Origin of the sequence: Zooshikella harenae, from assembly GCF_018837975.1 — a bacterium.
In the GTDB taxonomy this organism is placed as follows: Bacteria; Pseudomonadota; Gammaproteobacteria; order Pseudomonadales; family Zooshikellaceae; genus Zooshikella; species Zooshikella harenae.
This window is the reverse complement of the sequence record NZ_JAGSOY010000051.1, coordinates 1-26522: the sequence shown is the minus strand read 5'-3', so window position 1 is coordinate 26522 and position 26522 is coordinate 1. Positions and strand designations below refer to the sequence as shown.

Sequence of the window (26522 nt, the reverse complement as noted above, 5' to 3'; positions counted from 1 at the left end):
GGTATCCTCTTTTATTCTTATTTGGTCTTCTTTTATTTTTTAACCACTATAACTCAAACTTATCTACCCTTCACTGCAGGAAAACTTTTGTTATGAGAGCTTTATATCTCCATCCATTGGGTATATATAAATGTACCTTGCTCATTACTGAACGTGAAGCAGTAATTCAATGAAGTGGTCATTAATCGCTAAATAACCTCTAGTTTTGCATATGAGACCACTAGCCATTTAACGCCCTCACGATCAAAGTTCACTTGTACACGCGCCTGAGCACCTTGACCTTCATAATTCAAAATAATCCCTTCACCAAAAATACTATGCATTACTCGTTGTCCAAGCGCCAACGCTGTATCTGGTATTGAAGCTTTCATAGGCTTAGCAGTTAACGAGACGGGTCGAGAAATCTTAGTGGTAAGACGTACTTCCTGTAGCAATTCTTTGGGTATTTCTTTCAGGAAACGAGATGGCCTATTCAGGTTTTCAGTACCATGTAGGCGACGAGTTTCAGCATATGTGAGATACAGTTGTTGCATAGCGCGTGTAATCCCCACATAACATAACCGCCGCTCTTCTTCCATTCCATCAGATGTTTCCAGCGACATTGCATGTGGAAAAAGGCCTTGTTCCAACCCAGCCATAAACACCAATGGAAACTCAAGCCCCTTAGCAGAGTGAAAGGTCATCATTTGCACACTGTCTTCATACTGAGCTGCTTGTGTTTCTCCAGCCTCTAATGCCGCATGGTCAAGAAACAGTGCAAGAGGACTCAGCTCATCCTCACTATCAGGAATAGCCTCCACAGGGTCAAACTCTTGAGTTGCAGTCACTAACTCCTCTAAGTTTTCAATTCTGGCACGTCCTTTCTCACCTTTTTCTTTACGGTGGTGTTCAATCAAACCACTCACAGCGATCACATGATCTGTTAGTTCATGCAACGGTAAACCTTTTGTGGCTTGTTGCATTGTTTCAACAAGCATATAAAACTGTTGAAGTGCATTGGATGCACGTGCAGGAAGCAGTTTACGTACAATAACCTCCTGACCAGACTGCCACAGAGACAACTGTTGCTCTCTGGCAAAATTTCGGAGTACTTGTACCGTTTTGTCGCCAATCCCTCTTGCAGGCACATTGATAACACGCTCAACGGCTGTATCATCAGAAGGATTGCTTAATAGTCTAAGGTAAGCCAGTGCATTTTTAATTTCGGCGCGCTCAAAAAAGCGCTGACCACCATATATGCGATAGGGGATACTTGAACGCAGTAATGCTTCTTCCAGAACCCGGGATTGAGCATTTGAGCGATATAGGATTGCAATATCTTTATAGCAGCCATGCTCATCGACCCAAGCTTGAATCTGCTCACTGATAAAGCGTGCCTCATCGACCTCATTATAAGCAGCATATACATTAATTTTGTCGCCATCATCACCGGCCGTCCAAAGCTCTTTACCAAGGCGATCATTATTATGAGCAATTAAAGCATTAGCTGCTTTTAATATAGTATTCGTTGAGCGGTAATTTTGTTCCAGACGAATTGTGACAGCCTTTGGAAAGTCATTACTAAACTGCCGTATATTCTCAATTTTTGCACCACGCCATCCATAAATTGACTGATCATCATCACCCACCGCCATCACACTTGCCTGTTGACCAGCCAAAACCCTAAGCCATGCATACTGCACAGCATTAGTATCCTGAAACTCATCAACAAGAATATGCGAGAAGCGTTGCTGATAATGCTTCAGTAGTTCTGGCTGTTTTAGCCATAGTTCGTGAGACCGTAACAATAATTCTGCGAAATCAACCAACCCTCCGGCTCGACACGTGGCTTCATAAGCTGTATATATTTTCAGCCATGTACGGGTTTGTAGATCACCATAATCTTCAATATTCTCTGGACGCAGCCCGTCGTCTTTTTTGTTATTGATAAACCACTGCGCCTGTCGTGGAGGCCACTTGCTATCATCTATTCCCATCTCTTTCATCAGTCGTTTAATCAAACGAAGCTGATCATCACTATCCATAATTTGAAATTGCTCAGGCAAACCTGCTAGTTGCCAGTGCGCCCGTAATAAACGGTGTGCAATACCATGGAAGGTGCCTACCCACATACTTCTTGCTGGAATATTAAGTAATGACTCAATCCGCGACCGCATTTCTGCTGCAGCTTTATTGGTGAATGTCACTGCTAACACGCTGTGTGCAGAGAGACCAACAGCTTGCACTAACCAAGCAATCCGATGGACTAGCACCCGTGTTTTACCACTTCCTGCTCCCGCTAGTACCAGTGCAGTATCTGCTGTAGTGGTAACTGCTTCGCGTTGTGCGTCATTTAAGTCATTCAGTATATGAGAAATATCCATAAGCAGTGGAAAAAACCTTTAGCTATGTCGCTTGAATCGCCAGAAATCAGCCCATTTTCGCTTCTTTTGACCATATTGACCAGTTTCTTCTCGTAAAGAGTGCAACATGACACGAAGCGTGATAATTGTCGTTTAATATAAGAATTTTGTAGTATTACTACATTGTTAATAGGAATGAGTTTGATAATGCAGTCGAGCAGCCTACTCAATCAAATCAGACAACAGTTTTCAGCGTTAAGAAAGTCTGAACAAAAAGTCGCTACATATGTACTAAAACATCCATCTGCTGCGATCCATCTGAGTATTGCTGATCTTGCATTGGCGACAGAAGTGAGTGAACCTACTGTTGTACGCTTCTGCAGAGCAATTGGTTGTAAAGGCTTCCAGGATTTTAAACTACAGTTAGCCCAAAATCTGGCGCAACACAGTAATTTTGGAGCCTACCGTCTCCAACAAACATACACACCTGCTACATTGGAGACAGTATTCGATAACACCATTGAAAGTTTACTAAAAGCCAAAAACACCGTTTCCCCCGCAGTAGCCGAACAAGCTATTATCAGGTTGGCAAGCAGTGAACGTGTTGAGTTTTATGGCTTTGGTGCATCTGGCATTGTTGCGCAAGATGCTCAACATAAACTTTTTCGCCTGATTAAGCACTGCGCCGCCTATACAGACCCTCATATGCAGGCAATGTCTGCTGCCACACTGAGCGCTGATGACACCGTAGTGGTTATTTCTCAAACGGGAAGAACAGATGCTTTATTACAAACAACACAGTTAGTAAAACAGACATCAGCCAAAGTGATTGGCTTATGTCCAGAACATAGTCCTCTCGCCTTACTTGCTGACTGGGTATTAGATATTGGCATTCAGGAAGATACAGACCGCTATACCCCCTTGTTATCTCGAATCGCTCACTTGGTTGTCATAGATATGTTAGCGATGGGTGTAGCATTAACAAAAGAACCAGAAATCAATAACCAACTAAAACAAATTAAAGAAAACTTAAGAACGTTACGCTTAAACAAAAAAGAGAAATAACTCACACTATCAAAACACTTTTCTAGGAAGTAGTATTAAACATTGATATTTACCACTTTTCTTCTTGAGGTTGTCACTTTAATTTCATAATTTCGTCATCTGAATATTGCATCTTACCAATAACGATACGATACAACAGAAAGGTGCGGCTATGCGTATTGAAGCAACTGAAACTAACAATAATAATCAATTTTCAACGCAACACGCTGTTAAATCCAACCGAGAAAAATCATCTCAACGTTCTCTATTAGCACGGAGGGCCATTGAAGACTACTTTGAAAACAAACGTCTAAATTCGCTAATTGGTGATGACTATTGGGGAAAGGGTAACTAATAAAAAGATTTAAGCATCGCTCACAAACTTATTCTATATACCCTCTGCGAATAACTTATAGGGCGCACCAAATGATAAATTGAAGAAGCTTATAAAAAAATAAGTGACTAACATTTTATAGAATGCGAATTACTCTCTAAAAGTCATTCGTAAATGGGTATAACAATAGATGCATATAGAGCAACTATTGTTATTAATACTTTTTAAGCAACACTATTAAGTAAAATACCATTGCCCGTAATGCGAACTTTTTCCCAATAATTCAAGATAGCCTGACTCAAAATAGTGCTTTCCGCACTAATAGGAGTCAAAAACTCTACTAAGCTATTTATGTAACCAAGCTCAATAAGTGAGTCACTATCAACAGTACTTGATGCTTTTTTTAATTTATTAAAAAGCACTATTGTCTTGCTCGTCATCCCCTCACCTAATTCATTTTTAAAATTATTTTGTATAGACTGCGTTAGTGCATAAGCTAAAGCCTGACTGATCAACATAGAAAACTGTTGACGGCTAATCACGAGTGAGGTTCTTGTTTCATAAATATCAGCATTATGACCATCCTTAGATAAGTCAAAAAGCTCATTAGTTATCAAATCTGCACCAATTAACCGTGTAGCTGGACCTATTAATTGATTAAGTTGGTAACATGCTAAGGTACGACTCAATAATCTTAATAATGTAGGATTATAATACCGAATATGTACCCAATGTTTATTAGGTAAAATAAACTCCAGTACACGTTGTAAGTGCACAAAATAAGCAGCAATATTTTCTGAACAAAAAGCAAAAAAGCCTAGTGGTTCCTGACAAGACTTATTAAGAAGCCACTCATATAGTGTGCTATCAGGTTCCAACTTAATTAAGTAAGGTGCTTGTGCAAATAAGTCTTCTGCAGTGGTTCCTCTAAATAATGATTCACACTGTGGGTTAAAGTTATCATCAAGTTCCCATATTTTATCAGGCAATTCAGGCTCACAAGCTGAGTCTAATACAAAATATAGGTTGTCTGCCCCCTCTTCTTCTATTGCTGCAGACATCTTCTCCCGATAGGCAACGAGCAGCATCACTCCCTCCATTGGCATATTATGCGTGTTTGCTTTTATTTGATCATGTTATCTGCAAACAGAATTGGTTTGATCCCTTTTACTTCTCTTATTGATCTTTACTTATATACAAGTCATACCATACAGCATATGATCATCTTAAAATCACTAACCTTGAATAGCGTAGCACAACTTATAAACTATGCCATGTCAAGTCAAGTCAAGTAGTGACTCCAAGCTAAACAACAGGTTTTCAATACTTTTTATTATATTTGTATGATACAAAACCACTTAGTGTATCTTACATAACAACACCTACAATCAGCATATCTCAATATGTAAAAACGTTCTTCCCAATACCTCGTATGTACTAAAATATTTTATCTCTTTGCATAAGCATAGCTATATTTTATATATAAGACATTATACGTATATTATAAAAACATACTACTCAGATAAAAGGTGCATTACTCTGGATTAACTATTAGGCCCCCTCTATAAATAGAGTTTATTTGTGAGAACAAGGAAGCACTGCACGGATAACCACAGTGTATAAGGAATACATGAGATCTAAACTGCTATGGCATGTTTAGCGATAGCAGCTTTTAATATGTATTAATGCTAGCAGGGCCATGAGTATAACGTTAACACAGCTATCATGAATAAGTGCATTTTTAGAGGTGGCCACCAAGAGATGAAATCCCAGGGAATGTCTACGACTGTAAGACTTGCGGTATCCATTTTACTTTATCTAAAAGCGCTGCAGGTCGGTTATAATAATTATAAAAGCAACATGCATATTCAATGCAACGGAGATACTTTTCCCTTAGCAAAAAACCGATAAAAATAACAACACCTGTCAATATAATATTCTAAAATCTTTACAACATACTTTTTACAAGTCTATCAATATAATACTCTAGAGAACAGAAATAAAGCATATGTTTTATTTCTGTTCTCTACGTTTTTGCTTTAACGATTAACCCAAAAACACTATTTATTTTAGAGGTCATTTTTACTTCGTACGCATAACGAGTGTTGTTATACATGCATTATGCATTACCCTGTTACAATCAAGCCAGGAGCACCATACCAATAACCATTACATTCATCTTCAGCCAGGTCATTAGCCTCACTCCCACCCAAAATTTGTTGCGCAACATGTATCACCTCTAACGTTCCTTCATGTTGAGGAGTCACTCTAACCACATCTACACCAGCTGCTCTTAATGAACTCATTAATGGTAATAGATTACATTTTTTACCAGACAGGGTTTGAATACCGTTCAGTGTAAATAATTGATCTTTTTCTCTGGTTTGGACTTTTAGCCCCTCTGGATCATCTAAACAATTACGCTGACAGTTATCTTTTTGAACACCTTTTGCTCTTGAAGAAAAACATCTAGCTGAAAAAGCTAAGGGTAACCATCCATAACTGAAAACTTCAACCTCAGGACGCTCTTGCTGTGTATTATCAAGCTCAAACAATGTTTCTTTAATCTGTTGACCTGACATTTCAACCGGAGGAACCCAGCGGATAAGTCCTTTATTCAGCAATACAGACAAGCTGAGATGGTTATAAATATTAATACTGCTACCTATAACAAAAGGCACTTGCATTTCACATAACAAGGAGACAGCAGCCATATCATTCGCTTCAACCATCATGCCTGCATTACAAACACGCTCTATCAGCTTATAGTCACTATTTGCACACACAAGTGCTAAACTCGATAAATAGACTTGCTTACCAGCCTCTTGCAAACTATCAGCAATTATCAGCCAATCTTCTAATGACAGCTCATTACGCTTAGCACATACAGTTTCACCAAGATAAATGTAATCTACGACACTTGTAGCAACTTGCTCATAAAATTGAACAACCTCCCCTTTTGGCCAGTAGAAAGGTATTGCAGACAAAGACAGTTTCATATCATTTCTCATTGCCATGGCCGTGAATAAGCACCTAATGTTGTTTGCACCCCCTCAGACAGCTTACATAGCTGTTGAGCCCACAGCTCCTGAACAAGAAAGCCCTCTGGGTTTACTTTAAGCTGATCAATCGCTTCACGCCAAATACGCACAACATTAGCCACATACGCTGGACTACGCTGACGTCCTTCAATCTTTACCGCTTTCACCCCCATTTGATAAAGCGCTGGCAACAGGCTTAATGTATTTAAACTGGTTGGCTCCTCTAATACATGAAATGTTTCCTGGTTAACCTGAAAACGTCCTTTGCATAAAGTAGGATAACCAGCAGGCTCATCTGGCTGATAGCGATCAATAAGCACACCATTCAAGCGTACATCAAGATGTTGTTCCTGAGGCTCCCAACGCACATGATGTGCTGGAGAGCAAGCACCATTTTTATTGGGAGACTCGCCTGTTAAATAAGACGACAAGTGACAACGTCCTTCGGCCATAATACATAAGCTACCAAACGCAAATACTTCAATATCAATCGCTGAATTGGCTACCACCTGTGCAACCTGCTTGGCTGATAAGACTCTTGGCAAAACAGCTCGTTTAACGCCAAATGTCTTCTGGTAAAAATGCAATGCTTGAGGATGTGTTGCTGAACCTTGCACTGACAGGTGAAGTGGTAAGTGAGGATAGTGCTGATGTGCGTAAGCCATAAGCCCTAAGTCAGCAATGATTAAAGCATCCACATTCATCGATGCCGCTTTATCAATTGCTTGTAACCAAGGCCTAATTTGTGCTCCTTGTGGATAAGTATTTAATGCCAGAAAGACTTTGGTGCCCTGTCGCTTGGCAAACTGAATACCTTCTTCTAACTTTCCTGTAGAAAAGTTCAAACCCGGAAAGTGACGTGCATTGGTCTGATCTCGAAACCCAACATAAACAGCATCAGCCCCATGAGTAACAGCTGCTTTTAAGGCAGGCAAATTACCCGCAGGACACACAAGCTCTAACATATGGACACCTTAAGCAGCAGGAAAATGTTCAGCAAAGTAACATAGTCTGCTCACACTACAGTTGATTGATATCAACGCAATTCTTTTGCAGGTTTCCTAGATTGGACTACTACTGATGACAACGAAGATAGCTATTATTCCATGAACTTATTGTTTACAGCGCTTGAGAAACATGCAGCACTTCTAACAAAACCTGTGCAGTTATGCCCAACGGCTTTACAAACACATGTTTTAGAAAAGCTTCTTAATCACTTACTGCATTCTGTAGTCAATGAAGGGGAACTTGACTTTCTTGAGGATCAGTGGATCGAGCTAAAACTCTTGGACTGTGATTTAAACTATTTTTTAAGTTATAACCCACACGCTCAGCGTTGTATCGTGCAAGACAAAGGAAAAGCAGATGCCAGTATCAGCTGCAAGTTAACTGATGCGATTGCATTAATCACTCAACAGGTTGATCCTGATACATTATTTTTCCAACGCCGACTTTTACTGGAAGGTAATACTGCACTCAGCCATGGCTTCAAAAATATACTTGATACCATTGAACTAGACAAACTTGGCTTTCCACTTGGACATATCATTCAACTGTTGTCTACGACTTTCCCGCAACCACAGGCTTAATGGCACCGCTTAAAATACACTTTTTTTCGTGGTACCCTTAAGAATTAGCTTTGATCAAAATCAACTTAATTCTTAAATTAATCCAATAAAAAACCGTAGCCCACTCATTCCTAAAACGAGCTTGGGCTAACATAATGCTTGGAATCATTCCTAAAATTATTATACCTAAATAACTACTCATTAAATCATAGTATGAAAAAGTCCTATAAATAATATGTTGTTGGGAAAATTCAGCATATGTTGCATAAATAGCCGTTATCACTGAAATGAGAATAACACAGAAAATACGATACTGTTTTAAAACACCTAAAGCATTAGCAACCAGTGTTAAAACAATAAAACCCATTGCTAAAAAATGCCCTAACTTATCCCCACCAGGAAACTTGTAAATACGATACAAAGCATACGGTAATGTACCTTGCTCTGCACAATATATAACCCAAATAACCAAACAAGAAAAAAGCAAAAAAATAAGCCTAATCATGAATATCTATTATTGAATACCAAATCAAATTAGGAGGAAAAATATCTATGGCAATAGATATAATTCGAAGAATAGATACGCACCTTAGAAATAACAATTAAACTCTCATTTAATTTCTAATGATTACTAAAGGTAAACTTCCAAAAATTGCAACTACACATTAAACTGCCTTTCAACCCATAGGAACAATAACAGACTGACTTTATGAGCTTATTTAACGTTAACGCAGTACGACAAGATTTCCCTGGATTGCTCCATTCCGTACATGGGCACCCATTAGTTTATTTTGATAATGCCGCTACAACCCATAAGCCTACTTCAGTTATACAAGCCGAAGTCGATGTGTATCAACAGAGTAATGCCAATGTTCATCGTGCAAGCCATTACTTAAGTAGTGTCGCCACCCAACGCTTTGAAAATGCTCGCAAAAAAGTTCAACGCTTTGTTAACGCTACGCGACCAGAGGAGATTATCTGGACCAAAGGTGCCACAGAAAGCTTAAACCTGATTGCACAAAGCTATGGGTTATCAACCTTACAAAAAGACGATGAGATACTAATATCACCACTTGAACATCATGCGAATATTGTTCCTTGGCAAATAGTTGCTCAACAAACTGGAGCAAAACTTAAAATCTTACCTCTCAGTCATACACTACATATCGATCCTCATACTTTGCCACAACATTTTTCAGAAAAAACCCGTTTACTGATTTTAACGCATGTATCCAACGCACTTGGCGTGGTCAATGATATTGCAGCACTTTGTAAGCTCGCTAAACAACATAAAGTCACTACAGTTGTCGATGGTGCACAAGCCGTGGGACATTTTCCTATTGATGTACAACAGCTAGGATGTGATTTTTACGTTTTTTCAGGCCACAAGATGTATGGTCCAACGGGTATTGGTGTACTGTATGGATGTTATAATTTGCTTGAAGCTATGCCCCCCTGGCAAACAGGTGGAGAAATGATTCAGCAAGTTAGTTTTGAAAAAACAACATACAATCAACTTCCCTTCAAGTTTGAACCTGGAACGCCAAATATCGCAGGCGCAATTGGTTTAGGTGCCGCAATTGATTATCTTGAAAAGCTTGATCGTAGACAATTAATAACCTATGAACATCAATTAATGAATTATCTACAAGAGACACTAAATACAATTCCAGGGATAAATATTATTACTCCAACAATTTCAACAGATCAATCCAAGAACATTCCCATTGTGGCACTGACATTTTCCCATGAACATATTCAAGACATCGGTATGTTACTCGATCAAAAAGGTATTGCTGTTAGAGTTGGACATCACTGTACAATGCCTCTGATGGCATATTTAGGAATTGCCGGAACGTTACGTATTTCTCTTTCTTTTTATAACACCCGGCAAGAAATTGATTGGTTAGTGGAATCTCTTAATAGCATATTAAAACATTCAGAAGAAAAACACTCTGAAACCGCGTATCCTTCCTCAAAGGATTTACAGCCTCTATCATTAGACAGCCAACAAATAGCCTCCAAACTCTTAGCACAAAAAAACTGGGAAAACCGCTATCGTCTTATTATGCAAAATAGCAAACTGTTACCACCATTGCCTACAGAATATAAAATTGAAGATAATCGAGTATCAGGGTGTGAGAGCGAGGTATGGCTAGTCTCTGATTTCAATGTTCAAAATAAAACACTGCAGTTTTGGGCAGATAGTAATGCACGAATTCTAAGAGGCTTACTTACCTTGGTCATAAGCCATGTAAATAATAAAACGCCTGAAGATATTCTTGCCTCTGATTTCCAGCAGTTATTTTCTACGCTAGATTTAGCTCACCACTTAAGCCCATCAAGAAGTAATGGTTTAAACAGTATTGTCAATGTTATTCAGCAAATAGCACAAGATTATCTAACCATTAACCATTAAAGTGGCTACAACAATTGCGATATATTTTTTGCTCTTTTTAAAACCTTTTCTATTGCACGAGCTGCGGCAGTTAACCCAAAAGCCGCAGTAACCATCGTCACAGCTCCGAAGCCACTGGCACAGTCGAGTCGGGTACTGCCTTCTTGTAAGGACTTTTGTTGACAAACAGAACCATCAGCCTGTGGATAAACAAGTTGCTCAGTGGAATAAACGCATTCAATACTAAAGCGTCGTTTTGGGTTTTGGCTAAAGTTATAGTTTCTTCTTAACAGAGAGCGCACTTTGGCAGAGAGCGGATCATTGTATGTTTTGCTTAAATCACCGTAGGTAATTTGTGTTGGATCTTTTTGCCCACCCGCTCCACCAGTCACAATAATAGGAATTTTTCGTCTTTTGCAAAAAGCAATAAGTGCCGCTTTGGCTTTAACACTATCAATCGCATCAATTACTACAGAGAAATCAGTTGAGATATATTCTTCAAGGGTTTCCTCAGTAATGAAATCATCGACTTCTTCCACCTGACACTCAGGATTAATCTGTCGTATACGTTCCGCCATCACTGCAACTTTGCTGTGACCTACAGTACTTTGCAGGGTGTGTGCTTGGCGATTGGTATTAGTAACGCAAATATCATCTAAATCGATTAAGGTAAGTTTGCCAACACCTGTTCGCGCCAATGCTTCTGCGGCCCAGGAACCAACACCACCAATTCCAATGACACAAATATGAGCATTAACAATGCTGTTAGTTGCTTGCTCACCATACAAGCGTGTTATACCAGAAAACCTTTGATCAAATACGTCTTTATTCATCGTACAGTGCGTGCTAATTATCCAAGCTGCTAATTATACCGTCATCCCTGACGATTGATACCCACAGTCAACTTCCTGTTACTGCAGAATCAAGCTGTAGGATGGCTGCGATTAGCTGCTCTAACTCAGCACCTGTATTATAGATGTGAGGGGAAACCCTCACACCAAAACGCGGACGATAATCCACTGCAATATTTTTCTGCTTTAAGCTGTCAACCGCTACTTCTGGCTGTGCCATAGCAATACAAATAGTCCCTCCTCGCTGCTCCATAGGCTTTGGTGTTATCACCTTCAAATTATTTGCCTCCATTGCTTCAATGAGCACATCGCCCAAATACAGGTTATGCGCTCTGATTTTTAACAGGCCAATAGCCGTTAATTGACGTATAGCTGAAGCTGCTACAGCAAATGATTGAATGCTTGGCGTTCCCCCCATAAATCGCAGCGCATCATTAGCATAGGCGAAGTGAGTAATATCAAACTCAAACGGGTCCTGATGAGAAAACCAACCTACATCCGTTGGCTCAAGAAGAGAAAGGCGATCATGCTTAAGAATTAAGTAGCCACAGCCAGGCCCTCCGCATAACCATTTTACGCATGAACCAATGACAGCATCTGGCTGCCACTGTTTAAAATCAATAGGAACAATACCTGCTGACTGCGCAACATCAACCACAGACCAAATGTCGTTTTCTCGAGCAAGCTTCGTTAATTGCTCTACAGGCTGTTGATAACTGTTACCATAAAAAACATGGGTAAATAACGCTAGCTGAACATGCTCATCCATACATTGCTGCCAGTCTTCGACAGCAACCACTCCATCACTGGCCGGAACAAGCTTCACTTCATAACCAAACGTAGCCGCTTGCTTAGCAACAAATCCCATTGACGGAAAATCCAACTCAGAAAGCAACAATACATTACGTCCTGAACGCCGAGGTAAAGCACCGATGAGCTTACTTAGCCCTGCACTCACATTAAGCTGTGGACAAACTTCGTGAGACTCACAATTAAATAGATCTGCTACTGCATCACGAAACCCCTGTAAGCTAACCAGCCATGGCCCCCATGCCGCATTACCCAGCTCACGCCATTGCTGGCTGAACTCCTGTTCAGCTAAGTCACTTGCTTTAGTCTTAGCCCCTACAGAGTGATTAAGAAAGTAGAGGCCTTCTGGTACATAAAATGACTGTCGGTAACTCATTAACTTTCACCATCGCTAATTGAAGGTCGCTTAACACCATACTCCCCCCCCCAGGAGTCCGTCATTTGGTTACGGATTTCCCATAGTGCAGGATAAAAATAGTGTTGTACTCCTTTTTCCAGCAAGCCAACAGAACGCCCTTTTAATGACTTAGCACCCAAACCAATACTTCGCTCGATAAGCAATAGGTGGCGAAATCGAAATAGCCTAAATTGTTCATCAAACTCTGCAAGTGATTCTGCAATAACATAAGCATCATCATGACTGTAAGCTGAGTCGTAAACTTGCTCTATTGATAACTTAGAAGGTTTTAAATAGTACTGCTCATAACTTTTCCACAGTTGTGGAGCCATTTTTAGTAAGCTGCGAAAACCAGGAGACTCTTGTCCACTACCATTACCCAATTGCAAACGAATCACCTGGTATTCCTTGGGCGACATGGTTTCTAAAATAGACAGACCATTGATCATTTGCTGTTGCAGTTTATAAACCCGCCCAAAGAGCGTTAATACTCGGTTGGTGTGCTGTTCAGCAAGAAAGTCATCAATCTCTAATAGTGTAAAACCAATGAGCTTCATCCATAGCTCTTGAACTTGATGAACAATCTGAAACATTAACTCATCACGGTTACAAAACTCATCATAGGGTTTTTGGCATGTCAGTAAACGTTGCGTCTGTAAGTAGACTTCATAATCTAACTCACCTTCACCTTGCATCAACTGATAATAGTGCTGACGATCCATATACAAACCTCCAAGACCTTATTTTTTATACGTTTAATAGTTGTTTTTTGGTAAGCGCTTTTGCTAGTGCAATGGAGGAGGAATCAAGGGAAAAAAAGAACTAATGCGGGATCAATGGTTACCCAAAGAGAAGATGTATTAGGTAAGAGGCTTTGGCTGCTTGCCTCAGCAAGTGTATAACCACGTGTTACACTCATAAGGGGCTCATCTTATTAGATGTTCGTTATATTTATTATTGTGTTAAACCACGAAAACACTCTAGATAAAAAGCCCCAAGCATGCAAATAAGACAATAATCAAAATGTGGTTATAGTATTTAATAATGTGGCCTGTTAAGCCTCTATGCTGCCAATCACACACATACATCAAAACTTAGATTAACAGGCCTGGGGTTATCCTTCCTGAGTTTTTAAAATAAGGTGTTTGCAATTACCAGCACAATAAGCAATGGACATACAATGCGGACATACCATGGCCATATCTTCCAGAAAAAGCCAGTAATCAACTCCGGATAGCCCTGCTTCAGCTCAGCAATGACTTGCTGTCTATTCCACAACCAAGCCCCCAAAATACAAGTCACCAGTGCCGTAAGTGGTTGCATATATTCCGTTGATATAACAATCACTAAACCAAATAACTGCTTAAAGTTAAAAATAATCAGGGTACTGATTAATAGTGCCAACAAACCTAGTCCCCAGGAGATATAGCTACGTTTTTGTTGTGTTTTTTCTTGAATCAGTGCTACAGGCACTTCAAGCATAGATATAGATGAAGTCAGGGCAGCCAAGGTCATTAATAAGAAGAATGCAACAGCTAATAAACTACCTATGCCTCCCATTGTTTCAAATAGTGCAGGGAGTACAGCAAAAACCAAGGTATCTGAACTTAATAACTCACCGTTATCTCCATAAATCTGTACACCATGATTCATTGCCACAAACATCGCTGGCAGAATCAGTAAACCGGCAATAAAAGCAACGGAGGTATCAATGGCTGTCACTTGCATAGCCATCTTAGGAATATTTTCTTTCTTAGCCAAATAAGAGCCATAAACCATCATAGATCCCCCCCCTATTGTCAGGGAGAAAAAAGCCTGGCCCATCGCGCTGATTAACAGCTCTGAATCCCAAAGTTTCTGGGTATCAGGAATGAGATACATAGATAAACCCTGGTAAGCTCCAGGTAATGTCAATAAGTATGCAATGAGTGCCGCAAACAGGAGAAATAAAGCAGGCATAAGCCGTTGAGACCACTTCTCAACTCCATTACGTACCCCACTTTGCACAATAGCAATCGTCAAAATATAAAAGACTGCGGAAGAAACAAGATTACGTGAAATGCTAAAACCAGTCAGCCACTCAGCAATGGTGGTCAACTGTAACAGATTAGCAATTGGAGCCAACATATAGCATAAGAACCAACCAGCTACTATGCAGTAAAACGTCATCACTAATGTAGGTACAAGGATAGTTCCTAAACCCGCCAAGCTTGAAAGCCACAAGCTAATACGACGACGATCCAGCATTCGTAAGCTATCCCAAGGGTTAGAACGGCCAAAACGACCTATCGTAATTTCAACAACCAGCATAGGGTATGCAAGTACTGCGATTAGCACGACATACGCCAGCAAAAATGCTGCACCACCATTTTCTGCGGCTCGTGTTGGAAAACCCCAAATATTTCCTAAGCCAACTGCTGCACCGGCTGCAGACATGACAAACCCGAACCGGCTTTTAAACTGTTCGCGTACTTCACCCACAACTTCAACCCTATTTGTAATGAAAGCATATGCTAACAATTAACCATTAAAAGACGTGGCAAGTTACCATGTAACCAACAAAATGCAATGACATACGTTTGTATACCCATAGCAAAGGGTATAGATACTTAGTAGCTGAATTGAGTAACTTAATAAGTAAGATTGAATGAGGTAGATGACAACTAGAAGATTTACTCAGCTCAAACATTGAGGTAGGCAATCAAACCACAAAGTTATACACAGCTTTTAAACAGAAAATCTACAACTTAATCACACAAAAATGCTCAATGAAAATCTGATTCTATGCTGTATAGCAACTAGAGAGGGGGAGGATATCCTCCTTACACTTCCATGAAATATAAGGAGGATTTATGCTTACTGATGGAGCAAAAACAGATCTTATAAGTAGCTATTTATTATTTTTTCAATGCTTCCATTTTGCTCCATGCGCTTTAAAGATGCATTTAATTGGTTAATCGTTTCATCATCTGTAAATTTATTCATTGCTAACCAAAGGCCACTACTATTAAAAGTATAAACAACAACCAAGTCATCTAATTTATGACGCTTAGCAATGAATGGACCTGACAGTGAGCTTGTAGCCCAAGCATCAATCTTGTTTAGTTTGATTTTTGTTGCATTAACTACATCGTTATGAGCTTTTTCTACTTTAATGCCTTTCTTTTCTAAAAATTCAGAAATAGCATCATCCTCGTAGCTACCAATACGGTATTTTTTCATATCTTGTAAATTAGTGACTTTAATAGCAGAGTCTTTAGGCGCCAATAGGATCCACTCTTCTTTAAACAAAGGGCCAACCCATTTAAAATCTTTTTCTCTGTCTGGTGTACGGAAAGCAGAGTAAATACCATAATTTGTTTTCTTAACTGCTTTTTTATAGCCACGATCCCAGTTAGAGTATAATGTCAGTTCCATATCAACATTTGCACGATTGAACATTTCCCGAACAATCTCAGTGGCAAAACCTGTTACTTTTTCGTTTTTACCAAACGTACTGTATGTAACAGTCATATTTAGTGGAGGGAATGGCTCTGTAACTAATTGAATAGTCTGCGCATTGCTTATCCCACTTAACAAAACGAGTAAACTTAGTGCTATTACTTTTGTTCGCATATCTTAGTCCCACATACTACCGCGCTAACGACATTAAATTTGATAAGCATTCTATTCTTACCAAAACTTAAACCCACTCATCATTGCCCATAAAATACCCACTAGCATGATCATCACCAGAGGCATCATACGTTCAAATGACATTAAATAAGGTGGATACCCTTTAACTTAAGGATAGAGAGCTTCACCGACATCGATGCTTAACAACCAGCAAAGCTGATGAAATTATCTACTCAATTTTTCTGGTGCCTATTTTCACCGGAATCAGTTCACATTTAAATGAGCAAGGCCCGTGATTTAATTATGTAATTTCCGAAATGAAAACGGTTGAGCACGCAGGAAAACCAATATATGTGACAAGCATCACACTAAAATTTGTTTTTATATAACAATTGGCGATATAAACGGCAACAAAGTTTTTTAATGAAGCCATTCTCGCTAAAAATATTTAAAGAAAGGTATAACAATTACTGACTAAAGGAATAGCCAGATTATTAAGCTAATCAATTACCCAGTCTTTCTGATAGCGATTAGGGCACACATCACTAAATAGGGGGGTTCCAACTTTTTTCCCCATTACATCGTTCTGCTCATGAAAAAGTTTATAGATGAGCCTCAGTATTTTTGCCGCCTGAGGGTTTGACCTGGAAACAATGATATGTAAATAACTTCGTTGGTAAGGCTTCGGGTGAAAGGTTATCTTTTTTGCATTCTCTTTTGAGTAATACCTTTCCAAGATAGACATAGCATTTTCCATATTAAGCGGTACAACGTTGACTCGTTTTTTCAACAGTAAATTGAATACTAATCGTTCAATTCTTACTTCTTTCAATTCCAACGAATATTTTTTTACTGCATCGGCAAACTCGTTACCGTAGTCATAACCTGTTGTAATACCAAACGGTTGATGAGCTTTTAAATCCTCATAGCCATTCCAGCTAAATGGATATTCTTTCAAATGGAAGAAATATTGATCAATAATACTTATAGGGAATGAGAAGTAGTAATCCTTTGCTCGTTTTTCACTACAGATCCAGCCTGCAGAGATATCAAATTTGCCCGCCAGAGTCTGATTATACACAGCAACCCAGTTATTCAGCCAAATATATGTGTGTTTAATGTGCTGACGGTTCAGTACTTCAGAAATACGCTTCTGTTGTATGCTGTCATTGATATTATTCTTAGAATAGTAAGGTGGCCATTCTGCTACAGCAATAGACAAATCATAAGCATGTGTAGCTACACTGATTATTGTGCAGAATAAGCACAGGGCAACAAGTAGTTTCATAGTTGGAGGTTAGCTCATCAATACTATCAACTTATATACCCACCCACTGTATTGGATACAATCAAATAGACATTAAAAGATTACCTTTGTAATGCTAGTATAGCTTTTCTACCCTCATAACAAAAAACCCGCACTTAAGCGGGTTTTTTTATGTAACATCAATTCAGATATTATTTCTTTTTCCTAAGGGAAATTCCAAGCAAACCTAATCCTAAAAGAACTATAGGTGCTGGAGCTGGTACTGGCTTAGGTGGTTTAGGAGGCTTTGGTGGATTAGGACAATTGTAGGCAACAGCTGTTACCTTCAAAATCATATCATCATAATCACGATCAATACTTCCACCATCATCATTTAAACCAATGTAGTAACTATTTTGACCCGCATAAGAAACAAAGAAAGATGGTTTAAATGAACCAGCACTGTTATTTAAACCATTTTTAACAGTGCCTTTCGGTGTTCTGAAATTGAAGTCCAGCCATCCAGTATCAGATAATACTTCTGTAATTTCTGTACCTTTCGCGGTTGTTTTATTAATAAACGTCCCGCCAACAGAGCCAAATATATTACGCCATGATGCTTCATAGCCAAGATACGTATAAGTCAGTTTAACTGCTGCAGTTGCTTTTATATTAGCTCCCTGAATAACAGTCATTCCTGGCCTGGTTTCTCCTGTATTCGGATTATGACTACCCGGTAAACGTGTAGTTACCCCACCTTCAACAGAAAGTAAACCAGCATGCGCACTTCCAATACAGCATACGGCTAAAGCAACTGCACTCACGATTTTTTTCATGATTATTCCTTGTTTACTGCTTAACACGACTTAATCTACTGTTTAGTATTTAATCAAATAAGTGGTAGATTTCTCATTGCTATTTCTAATTAGCAATCTAAATGCCACATTCATGAATATTGATTAAAAAAATGAGTGACTCTAGGAATAAACATTAATGCATATACAACACGTTGATATTATTACAAAAAAAATAGACCTTACGACTATCTTTATTTAAAGCCTGCCAACAATCTTTTCTCTGCCAACAATCACTACTGAAAAGTGTATCAAAACTGTAAAATTAGAACATAAATATACTCTAATATAAGGTATACTATTTTGTTACGCTCATCACAGAAGTCTTTGTTAATAATCTGAGTTATAATTTTTTGATTATTTTTTAGCCAAATTAAGTATTTTTTACCTGTAAAAAATACCAACACCCATACATACCCAAAGCCATGACTTAAAAACATGAACTCTTTACATACTGGGTCTTCATAGCGATTGAAGTTCAACAAATGTAGCCTTCTTTTCTTGTATACCTCCCTTACATAAATAATCAATAATTTGTTAATAGTTCTCATTTAATGTAATTTATCATTGGCAAGCTTTTAAAGCTGTAAGTCAATAATAATGGAAGCATAAAATAAACAACTTACTTCCCACTTTTAAAGGAGATAACTTATTACATAATTTCATCACTAATAATTGTTTACAATTTAATCGATACTAAAGTATACCTTATAAAAAAACCTATTTTCATAACTAAAAATAACTACATAAATATAACGATATGAAAAAACTAATACACTTCCTGCTTATTACTACCGCAATCGCCTTTTTAAATCCTGCATTAGCAATGCAACAAACGATTAGTCGTATTATCGTTTTTGGAGATAGCTTAAGTGATACAGGGAAAATGTTTGAAAAGTCACTGAAATGGATTCCATCTAGCCCACCTTATCATGATGGTCGATTTTCTGATGGCCCTGTCTGGGTTGACTACCTAAAAAGCAAACTGATGCAAGATAATATGCCAATATCCATAATTAACGAAGCTGAAGGAGGTGCGACAGCTGCTGCGTATGACATTACCAATAGCCCTGTAACCCTTTTCATCAATACATTAAGCAATGAATTATCCCAGTTTCTCAGCAAAGATTATTTCCGACCTGGAGATTTAGTCATAGTCTGGGCAGGTGGTAATGACTACTTAAACCAAAAACAAGAAAGTGTGAGTACTGTATTATCTGCTATCGATAACTTACTGAATCATGCCATAAATAGTAGTGCTCACCAGGTTATTGCGTTTAACTTACCTCGATTAGACAGTACACCACATGCCAAAAAAAAGTTTCCCAACAAATTAAACGAACTCGCTAAGATAACAAAAGAACACAATAGCCGTTTACTTCAACTCGTAAAAAAATACGATAGTGACAAGGTAAAACTGTTTGATGTGGAGTCATTATTAGCGCATATGATGAGTAATCCAGAACAATATGCCTTAACGAATACAACACAAGCATGTTACACAAAAGGCTATCTATGGAGACCTTTCATCAAAGGTAAAAAAACGATGCCCTACATTGATGATTATCATTCAGAGTATTTAGCATTAAAGCCAATTGATCAAATGACGCCTCAAGAGCTAGCACTTTTGTTTCAAAACCCTGCATTCACAAACAACCCCATGCTTCAAGATGCATTACCACGTATACAAAGCAAGAAATCAGGTCCCCAAAGAATTGAACCTGCAGGTGACGCTCCAGAAAACTGTGATGGCTACTTATTTTGGGATAAAATTCATCCAACCACAACAACACACAAAACGTTAGCAAACGAATTTTATGCATACTTATTCGAATCAATGCTTTAAAACATAACAGCACAAAGTCCTTATGTTTACCTGAGTAGTTATCTGGATAGTCTTGTGCCCCTATCTCTTACAACATCGTAACATTCCACTTGCAAACCTAGCTGTACGGGTTTGCTTCTAAATGATTACCTCTTTTAATCTAGACTAGATAGTTTTTAAACAGTGCTAGGCATACTTGATTTCAAGTAATAAGTGCAATTCTTAGTAATTACAATACAATGCTCAACTTTCATTGATACTTAAAGGGCACCTCTAACGTTTGATGTAAAATTAGTTTTAGCTAATTCTATCATTTAAATTAAATTATAGATGATAGCAGCCCTAATTATATATTTCTATACACCACTTCATTTCTTTTAAAAAAACTTAGATTGCCTAAGAAGGTAATCTATTTTTATTGAAGTGGTTTTAACTTTATAAATTTTAACAAGTTTAGATATTCTTTTTTTCATGCAATTAAATTAATCTTCCAGTTTATTCAATAGGTATTCTGATAGCTCGAATAATGTAAAAGCAGTCACTGCAAAGAAAACCTATGCATTCATGTCATCAACACAAGTTGCTTACAGTTTCAATGATACTTAGCGAAGTATCTATTTACGCTACTACTAACTATTTAAAATAGCTTTATTTATGAAAATAAAAACAAGTATCATGATGCTACATATTGATATAATTAAAAATAGAATCCAACATTTCAAGTATTTACTGGGATGTTTTTTATTCCTAGTGAGTTTTTACGCACAAGCCGGATTAACAATCGATCGTATTATCATATTCGGAGACAGTTTAAGTGATACCGGGAAAATGTATCAAAAGTCTAAAGGATGGTTACCTTCTAGCCCCCCTTACCATGAGGGTCGGTTTTCAGATGGCCCAATCTGGGTGGATTATTTAAAAGAAAAGCTGCAGCAAAAGTATACTAATCAGATTGAAATTATCAATGAAGCTGAAGGTGGAGCAACCGCTGCTGCATATGAAAAAGATTCATGGAATCCTACTTATCAGGTTATTAACAATCTTGACTTTGAGTTCAATCAATATACAAAAAACTATCAATTTAAAGCCAATGATTTGGTAGTCATATGGGCTGGTGCTAATGATTATATGACAAATGGCTGGCGCGACAGCGATACCGTTATGCTTGCAATCGACCAACTCATTACTAAAGTCTTATTGGCTGGAGCCAATAATGTCTTAGTTTTTAATCTACCCTTGTTGAGTACTACCCCTTTTGCAATTCACTATGAGCCGGAAAAATTCAATGAGCTTAAAGAAATCACTGAAGAACACAATAAAAAGCTACGTCGATTAATTAAAACTCGGAGTTACAAGCATGTTAGGTTGTATGATATCGCTTATGAATTTTCAAATATAATGAAAACACCTACTTACTACGGTTTTCATCACATAGATCAAGCATGTTATAAAAAAGGTTACATTTGGCGACCTTTTCTCAATAATTATTACCAATCACAACAGATGATTGCTAAGGACGTTACTTTTCCATCAGAAAGCAATCAGACAAGGACTCTCGATGAAATGAGTGCAAAAGAAGTCTATCAATTGCTCATGAACTCTTCGCTCGCAAATAACCCAATGATGCAAGATGCACTTCCATCTCAACAGGTTTATTACTCCCATGATAGACGCGCAGAGAAAAACCTTGATTTAGCAGGCGATAAACCTGAAAGCTGTGAAGGTTATTTATTTTGGGATAAAGTGCACCCTACAACTGCAGCACATAAGATTTTAGCTGATAAAATTTTCAAGTTTATCCAACAACGCTATGTTAATTACTACAGTTCATACTAACTATTTACAGTAAACAATTATTTTTTACTGTTAGGCACTTTAATAGAATCAAGCTATAGTAACACCTTCCTTTAGTCAGTATTTCTAATATTAGTAACTTTAAGGAAGAATATGTATAAGCTTATTTTAATCACAGGGGCCAGCCGTGGTATAGGAGCAGCAACTGCACTACTTGCTGCTTCACAAGGCTACAATGTAATCATCAATTATAAATCCCAAAAAGATAAAGCAATCCAGTTAAAAAAACAAATTCTAGAAAACGGTGGTAAAGCTTGGGCAATCCAGGCTGATGTAAGTTGTCCAGACCAAGTGATTCATATGTTTAATGAAATTGATTCATTAGGTATACTGACAGCGTTGGTGAATAACGCAGGTGTTGTAGATTTACAATCCTCATTTGTGGATGTTAGCCCCGATCGCTTACAACGTATTTTCAATACAAATGTGATTGGTGCTATGTTATGCGCTCAACAGGCTATTAGACGAATGTCTACTCGCCATGGGGGTAATGGTGGTAGTATCATCAATGTCAGCTCAAGCTCAGTGATTACTGGCAGCCCAAATGTATATGTTGATTATGCTTCAAGTAAAGGTGCGCTTGATGTTTTCACTAAAGGATTAGCCAAGGAGGTTGCTCAGGAAGGCATCAGAGTCAATGCTGTTCGCCCTGGTTTTATAAGCACAGAGATTCATGCCGATACAGGAAATACAGATCGCTTTAACAACGCAGATAAAATTATTCCTCTTGGAAGATGTGGAAGTTCTGAAGAAATTGCCGAAGCAATCTTATGGCTTTTATCAGAAAAAGCATCTTACTGTGTTGGAAGCTTCTTGAATTTAACAGGCGGTTTGTGATTGTTGGTAATAAATAGTAGTGTCAGACAATTTAAACAATAGTACTAGCAAATGTGATAACAAGCTGAAAGTGCCATAAAACATACTCAAAGGAGTTACTTAATCCACTCTATGGAAAGAGGGATCATCCGTGATTATTAAAAACAACCATCCACTTATAAAAGCATCAACATACATGCCTCAATGGCAAATACGTCACTTTAGCTGGCTACCCATTAATCAGATAGTTTACAATTATGTGCATTATGATCATGGTATTGCTAGCTTTGGGACGGATATTGACTGGTTTAGAGCATACTGGGAGTATGGTTTACAAAACAAAGTCATTGGCAGGCTTAAGCCTGGATTTCATAGTTGGACACTTAATAACCATCTTCGCTCTGAAACCAGGCTTGCACACAAAAGTGGGCTAAAATACAAGCTCGATATTGTGATTCAACATGAAAATTTTTGTCAGCTATTTAGCATTGGAAGTCTCATGCCTGCGCAGGTTGTGTTAGATAACATTCTAAGTAATTACCAGTTATTTCAAGAAAAATTGCAGACTTTAGCAAATAGCCTACACAATATTATTGATGAGACTGGCTCTAAGATCTACTTAGAGCCAGATATTTCGCTACGTGATCAACTGGTTATTAACAATAAAATTCAGCAACCCGCTGACAGCTTAAATCTCACCCACATAGAAAAACAGTGCCTGGATTTGCTTAATCTAAAATACTCTACTAAGGAAATGGCCAATTCATTAGGACTAAGTGAAATTGGCATAAAAGCTATTATTTATCGTATCAATGCAAAACTAAAAGAAGATCACCCTGCTTACTTTCAATTTAAGGAAAAAAGTCAGTCTATTGGTTTAATGAAAGCTTAGTTTTATTATACCCTACAATGTTAGTTTTATAGGAATTCAGGCTTAAACATTCTAGGTTTGCTGAACATTGTATGTTTTCTTCAAGGCGGTTTCCTATAAAGCATTATGCTGAAGAAACTCAGTCAACCAAATGCCTTGTATTATGGTAATTATTCAGATTCTCATCAGCAGTGAATACGCTTTAAACATTAAAGCTGGGGACAAGGAAGGATAAGAAGTATATGTCAATTTCAAAAAGACAAATAGCACTGGTTATTGCTGGAAATGCTTTCGAATGGCTTGATTTTGTTGTCTATGCAAGCCTATCCAGTGTGCTGACTAAGTTGTTTTTTCCCAATACAGATTTTAATTCTGGCTTACTAATGACATTAGCCATTTTTTCAATGTCATTTTTAGCACGCCCCATTGGTGGTTTAATATTTGGACATTTAGGAGATGCTTACGGAAGACGAGTTGCTTTGTACACTTCTGGGGGTATTTTAGCGTTTACATCGATAGCAATTGCACTCATGCCAACCTATGAAACACTGGGTATTGTTGCTCCTATAATTTTACTGTTAGTACGAGTCATACAATCCATTGCTATTGGAGGAGAATACCCAGCACTCGTAACTTACTTAATAGAATCAAGTCCAACAGGGAAACGGGGACTTTACGGTACCTTTGCTCAAATCTCAACCACTGGCGGTGTATTACTGGCAACCTTAGTTATGATGGGGCTTAATAGTTGGCTAACAGAAGAACAAATTATTGGCTGGGGTTGGCGCTTACCGTTTGGCATTGGCTTCATTACATTACTAATATGTCTTTATTATCGATTCAAATTACTAGAAACACCTGAGTTTCAAGCTGCGCGCAAGAAACTTACACATTTTACGAAAGCCCCTGTCAAAGAGGCATTAACACAGCATTATCGCAGCATCATTTTTATCTTTATTATGATTATGGCGCCTGCGGTTGTTTTTTATACTTATAATATTTCAGGGCAAATGTTAGTAAAACGACTGCCAGTATCAGACCAAGTCAAACTGTGGTTGCCTGTTTTCAATGCAATATTACTGACAGGCCTTATGCCCGTTTGTGGTCTATTAATTGATCGCTTAGGCTGGCAAAAAGTGATGGGTACTGGTTTTATCTTGGCCATTATTGCTGGAACACCAATTTATTATATTATGCAGCAACCAGGGTTATTCGCTTTACTCTCAGCACAACTACTATGGGCTATTATTGCAGCTCTCATTCTTTCTTGTGTGCCAATCTCACTTGTTGATAGTACAGAAGTCAGTACTCGTACCACTGTGTTAGCAATTAGCTATAACTTATGCTTGGTACTCTTTGGGGGATTTACACCAACCATTAATCTTATGTTAAGTAACTATAACCCAGTACTACCAGGTGTTTATATTTCTGTAGTATCAGTTATATCGCTACTCTGTATAGTTAAATTCAGTCCTCAAGCATATACACAACAACTACAACGCGCGTAGTTACTGCTATTTTTTGCACAATAAATATTTTAAAAGATCATAAAGCCGGAGTCATGTCCGGCTTTTTATTTCATAGCAACATTTCACTTAAGCATTAAAGAGTCGGGTTTGGCTCAATAAAAAAATCATGTTCTAGCATTAACTGCAGCAAAGAACCATCTTTTTGCATTTTTTCAAGACTACTATTAAATACTTCAACAAGCGCTCTATTTTCTTTACTAAAAGCTACGTGTAATTTATTTTCAGATAATACTTTAGGTAAAAATACTACTTCTTTTAGCAGTAGCGGAGATATTTTTTTAATTTCATGTCGAGCAACCAATTCATCTTCTAATGTTAAATCTATCCTATGATGTAACAATTTATAAAAATTAATAGCAAAAGTTCGTTCAGAAATTTTAGCTATTTCTTTAGATGCATCAAACTCTTTATTATATGCATAATCACGTACAATTCCTATTCGATAAGACTTTAGATCAGAAAATTTATTATAAGTAATATCACTATTGGTACGCTTAATAAATTTTATTCGATTATACATATAAGGATCAGAAAAATTTAGTTCTTGAGCTCGCTCCTCAGAATACCAAACATCAAGCAAACCATCATAGTCTCCTTCTATTGTTCCTTTAAGGGCTCTAGCCCATGGCAATATTAATATCTGGACTTCATCTTTATTTTTACTAAAAATTTTTTTAATAAGTTGAGGAGAAAAACCATTACCTTTTAAGTTCGCACCACTATAAGGGGGCCATTCAGTTGCAGCGAATTTAAGCTCTTTACAGTAAGCAGGTGACAGTAAAATCACAAAGGAAAATACTATTGAAAACAAACTAATTGATAATGAGCTGTTCAACTTTGTTATCATGAACAATTCTCGGCAATAAGATTATCAATGCAATGCATTACTAATGTAATTAAAATAAGGCTAACTTAACACTAGCACTGGTCAGTATCCCCTTCCAGCAAAGAATAAAAGCAAATAGGTCAGCACCTATTATTACCTATAAATAGGTAGATAAAGTGAATGCCTGGCCGAACCCTTCGTTAAGCTTGTGGGTATTTTGCTAACTGTATACTCACAACCAAATCATTACCGACTTTTTTAATAAGCGTTCGTTTTAGTGAATACCATCTCCGTGAAATGA

The 26522-nt window shown here is 37.9% G+C and carries 22 protein-coding genes; 9 read left to right on the top strand and 13 right to left on the bottom strand.

The window, feature by feature from the left end:
* Positions 1-188: 188 nt before the first annotated feature.
* Complete coding sequence (gene uvrD, locus KCG35_RS17415; protein WP_215821073.1) at positions 189-2363, bottom strand: DNA helicase II; 2175 nt, start codon at positions 2361-2363, stop codon at positions 189-191.
* Positions 2364-2549: 186 nt separating this feature from the next.
* On the opposite strand from uvrD, the gene KCG35_RS17410 reads away from it, so the two are divergent.
* Positions 2550-3407 carry an SIS domain-containing protein gene (locus KCG35_RS17410; protein ID WP_215821072.1) on the top strand — a complete coding sequence of 286 codons (858 nt, stop codon included), beginning with the start codon at positions 2550-2552 and terminating at the stop codon, positions 3405-3407.
* A gap of 151 nt (positions 3408-3558) precedes the next feature.
* Positions 3559-3741, top strand: coding sequence for a PA3496 family putative envelope integrity protein (locus KCG35_RS17405; protein ID WP_215821071.1), 183 nt, complete (start codon positions 3559-3561; stop codon positions 3739-3741).
* A gap of 203 nt (positions 3742-3944) precedes the next feature.
* On the opposite strand, the gene KCG35_RS17400 is transcribed toward KCG35_RS17405, so the two are convergent.
* From KCG35_RS17400 to ubiU, 3 genes are all read right to left on the bottom strand, one after another.
* The gene (locus tag KCG35_RS17400) at positions 3945-4808 is read right to left on the bottom strand and encodes a DUF4123 domain-containing protein (protein ID WP_215821070.1); all 864 of its coding nucleotides are present in this window, start codon (positions 4806-4808) and stop codon (positions 3945-3947) included.
* A gap of 1038 nt (positions 4809-5846) precedes the next feature.
* On the bottom strand, positions 5847-6719 hold the full coding sequence (locus KCG35_RS17395) for a U32 family peptidase (protein ID WP_215821069.1): 873 nt from the start codon (positions 6717-6719) through the stop codon (positions 5847-5849).
* 8 nt (positions 6720-6727) lie between these two features.
* Positions 6728-7726, bottom strand: coding sequence for a ubiquinone anaerobic biosynthesis protein UbiU (gene ubiU / locus KCG35_RS17390; RefSeq protein WP_215821068.1), 999 nt, complete (start codon positions 7724-7726; stop codon positions 6728-6730).
* 141 nt (positions 7727-7867) lie between these two features.
* Here ubiU and ubiT point away from each other — a divergent pair, with 141 nt between their 5' ends.
* On the top strand, positions 7868-8350 hold the full coding sequence (gene ubiT / locus KCG35_RS17385) for a ubiquinone anaerobic biosynthesis accessory factor UbiT (RefSeq protein WP_215821067.1): 483 nt from the start codon (positions 7868-7870) through the stop codon (positions 8348-8350).
* Positions 8351-8387: 37 nt separating this feature from the next.
* On the opposite strand, the gene KCG35_RS17380 is transcribed toward ubiT, so the two are convergent.
* Positions 8388-8834, bottom strand: a complete 447-nt coding sequence (locus KCG35_RS17380) for a VanZ family protein (protein ID WP_215821066.1) — start codon at positions 8832-8834, stop codon at positions 8388-8390.
* Between the two features lie 204 nt (positions 8835-9038).
* On the opposite strand from KCG35_RS17380, the gene KCG35_RS17375 reads away from it, so the two are divergent.
* A complete protein-coding gene (locus tag KCG35_RS17375) occupies positions 9039-10748 on the top strand; it encodes a SufS family cysteine desulfurase (protein ID WP_215821065.1) in 1710 nt (569 codons plus the stop codon).
* Between the two features lie 5 nt (positions 10749-10753).
* Here the strand turns inward: KCG35_RS17375 and tcdA are convergent, their stop codons facing one another.
* From tcdA to KCG35_RS17340, 7 genes are all read right to left on the bottom strand, one after another.
* Positions 10754-11560, bottom strand: a complete 807-nt coding sequence (gene tcdA / locus KCG35_RS17370) for a tRNA cyclic N6-threonylcarbamoyladenosine(37) synthase TcdA (RefSeq protein ID WP_215821064.1) — start codon at positions 11558-11560, stop codon at positions 10754-10756.
* Positions 11561-11627: 67 nt separating this feature from the next.
* Positions 11628-12764 carry an aminotransferase class V-fold PLP-dependent enzyme gene (locus tag KCG35_RS17365; protein ID WP_215821063.1) on the bottom strand — a complete coding sequence of 379 codons (1137 nt, stop codon included), beginning with the start codon at positions 12762-12764 and terminating at the stop codon, positions 11628-11630.
* Positions 12764-13507: a tryptophan 2,3-dioxygenase family protein gene (locus KCG35_RS17360; protein ID WP_215821062.1), complete on the bottom strand. Its 744-nt coding sequence runs from the start codon at positions 13505-13507 to the stop codon at positions 12764-12766. The genes KCG35_RS17365 and KCG35_RS17360 overlap by 1 nt, the downstream gene beginning before the upstream one ends.
* A 409-nt stretch (positions 13508-13916) precedes the next feature.
* The gene (locus tag KCG35_RS17355) at positions 13917-15266 is read right to left on the bottom strand and encodes a sodium-dependent transporter (RefSeq protein WP_215821061.1); all 1350 of its coding nucleotides are present in this window, start codon (positions 15264-15266) and stop codon (positions 13917-13919) included.
* Between the two features lie 399 nt (positions 15267-15665).
* The gene (locus KCG35_RS17350; protein WP_215821060.1) at positions 15666-16400 is read right to left on the bottom strand and encodes a substrate-binding periplasmic protein; all 735 of its coding nucleotides are present in this window, start codon (positions 16398-16400) and stop codon (positions 15666-15668) included.
* A 499-nt stretch (positions 16401-16899) separates the two neighbouring features.
* Positions 16900-17688 carry a substrate-binding periplasmic protein gene (locus KCG35_RS17345; RefSeq protein ID WP_215821059.1) on the bottom strand — a complete coding sequence of 263 codons (789 nt, stop codon included), beginning with the start codon at positions 17686-17688 and terminating at the stop codon, positions 16900-16902.
* A gap of 170 nt (positions 17689-17858) precedes the next feature.
* Complete coding sequence (locus tag KCG35_RS17340; protein ID WP_215821058.1) at positions 17859-18482, bottom strand: PEP-CTERM sorting domain-containing protein; 624 nt, start codon at positions 18480-18482, stop codon at positions 17859-17861.
* Between the two features lie 778 nt (positions 18483-19260).
* Here KCG35_RS17340 and KCG35_RS17335 point away from each other — a divergent pair.
* From KCG35_RS17335 to KCG35_RS17315, 5 genes are all read left to right on the top strand, one after another.
* Positions 19261-20346 carry an SGNH/GDSL hydrolase family protein gene (locus KCG35_RS17335; RefSeq protein ID WP_215821057.1) on the top strand — a complete coding sequence of 362 codons (1086 nt, stop codon included), beginning with the start codon at positions 19261-19263 and terminating at the stop codon, positions 20344-20346.
* Positions 20347-20979: 633 nt separating this feature from the next.
* Complete coding sequence (locus KCG35_RS17330; RefSeq protein ID WP_215821056.1) at positions 20980-22161, top strand: SGNH/GDSL hydrolase family protein; 1182 nt, start codon at positions 20980-20982, stop codon at positions 22159-22161.
* 111 nt (positions 22162-22272) lie between these two features.
* On the top strand, positions 22273-23016 hold the full coding sequence (locus KCG35_RS17325) for an SDR family oxidoreductase (protein WP_215821055.1): 744 nt from the start codon (positions 22273-22275) through the stop codon (positions 23014-23016).
* A 130-nt stretch (positions 23017-23146) separates the two neighbouring features.
* Entirely contained in the window at positions 23147-23887 is a 741-nt protein-coding gene (locus tag KCG35_RS17320) for a helix-turn-helix transcriptional regulator (protein ID WP_215821054.1), read from the top strand.
* Between the two features lie 221 nt (positions 23888-24108).
* Positions 24109-25374 (top strand): MFS transporter, encoded by a 1266-nt coding sequence (locus tag KCG35_RS17315; protein ID WP_215821053.1) that lies wholly within the window; start codon positions 24109-24111, stop codon positions 25372-25374.
* Positions 25375-25468: 94 nt separating this feature from the next.
* On the opposite strand, the gene KCG35_RS17310 is transcribed toward KCG35_RS17315, so the two are convergent.
* Positions 25469-26242, bottom strand: a complete 774-nt coding sequence (locus KCG35_RS17310; RefSeq protein ID WP_215821052.1) for a substrate-binding periplasmic protein — start codon at positions 26240-26242, stop codon at positions 25469-25471.
* Between the last annotated feature and the right edge of the window lie 280 nt (positions 26243-26522).

What these genes read in the sequence shown, in the direction of transcription:
- uvrD (WP_215821073.1), bottom strand. Translation starts at nt 2,363, where the DNA reads ATGGATATTTCTCATATACTGAATGACTTAAATGACGCACAACGCGAA.
- KCG35_RS17410 (WP_215821072.1), top strand. Translation starts at nt 2,550, where the DNA reads ATGCAGTCGAGCAGCCTACTCAATCAAATCAGACAACAGTTTTCAGCG.
- KCG35_RS17405 (WP_215821071.1), top strand. Translation starts at nt 3,559, where the DNA reads ATGCGTATTGAAGCAACTGAAACTAACAATAATAATCAATTTTCAACG.
- KCG35_RS17400 (WP_215821070.1), bottom strand. Translation starts at nt 4,808, where the DNA reads ATGCTGCTCGTTGCCTATCGGGAGAAGATGTCTGCAGCAATAGAAGAA.
- KCG35_RS17395 (WP_215821069.1), bottom strand. Translation starts at nt 6,719, where the DNA reads ATGAAACTGTCTTTGTCTGCAATACCTTTCTACTGGCCAAAAGGGGAG.
- ubiU (WP_215821068.1), bottom strand. Translation starts at nt 7,726, where the DNA reads ATGTTAGAGCTTGTGTGTCCTGCGGGTAATTTGCCTGCCTTAAAAGCA.
- ubiT (WP_215821067.1), top strand. Translation starts at nt 7,868, where the DNA reads ATGAACTTATTGTTTACAGCGCTTGAGAAACATGCAGCACTTCTAACA.
- KCG35_RS17380 (WP_215821066.1), bottom strand. Translation starts at nt 8,834, where the DNA reads ATGATTAGGCTTATTTTTTTGCTTTTTTCTTGTTTGGTTATTTGGGTT.
- KCG35_RS17375 (WP_215821065.1), top strand. Translation starts at nt 9,039, where the DNA reads ATGAGCTTATTTAACGTTAACGCAGTACGACAAGATTTCCCTGGATTG.
- tcdA (WP_215821064.1), bottom strand. Translation starts at nt 11,560, where the DNA reads ATGAATAAAGACGTATTTGATCAAAGGTTTTCTGGTATAACACGCTTG.
- KCG35_RS17365 (WP_215821063.1), bottom strand. Translation starts at nt 12,764, where the DNA reads ATGAGTTACCGACAGTCATTTTATGTACCAGAAGGCCTCTACTTTCTT.
- KCG35_RS17360 (WP_215821062.1), bottom strand. Translation starts at nt 13,507, where the DNA reads ATGGATCGTCAGCACTATTATCAGTTGATGCAAGGTGAAGGTGAGTTA.
- KCG35_RS17350 (WP_215821060.1), bottom strand. Translation starts at nt 16,400, where the DNA reads ATGCGAACAAAAGTAATAGCACTAAGTTTACTCGTTTTGTTAAGTGGG.
- KCG35_RS17345 (WP_215821059.1), bottom strand. Translation starts at nt 17,688, where the DNA reads ATGAAACTACTTGTTGCCCTGTGCTTATTCTGCACAATAATCAGTGTA.
- KCG35_RS17340 (WP_215821058.1), bottom strand. Translation starts at nt 18,482, where the DNA reads ATGAAAAAAATCGTGAGTGCAGTTGCTTTAGCCGTATGCTGTATTGGA.
- KCG35_RS17335 (WP_215821057.1), top strand. Translation starts at nt 19,261, where the DNA reads ATGAAAAAACTAATACACTTCCTGCTTATTACTACCGCAATCGCCTTT.
- KCG35_RS17330 (WP_215821056.1), top strand. Translation starts at nt 20,980, where the DNA reads ATGAAAATAAAAACAAGTATCATGATGCTACATATTGATATAATTAAA.
- KCG35_RS17325 (WP_215821055.1), top strand. Translation starts at nt 22,273, where the DNA reads ATGTATAAGCTTATTTTAATCACAGGGGCCAGCCGTGGTATAGGAGCA.
- KCG35_RS17315 (WP_215821053.1), top strand. Translation starts at nt 24,109, where the DNA reads ATGTCAATTTCAAAAAGACAAATAGCACTGGTTATTGCTGGAAATGCT.
- KCG35_RS17310 (WP_215821052.1), bottom strand. Translation starts at nt 26,242, where the DNA reads ATGATAACAAAGTTGAACAGCTCATTATCAATTAGTTTGTTTTCAATA.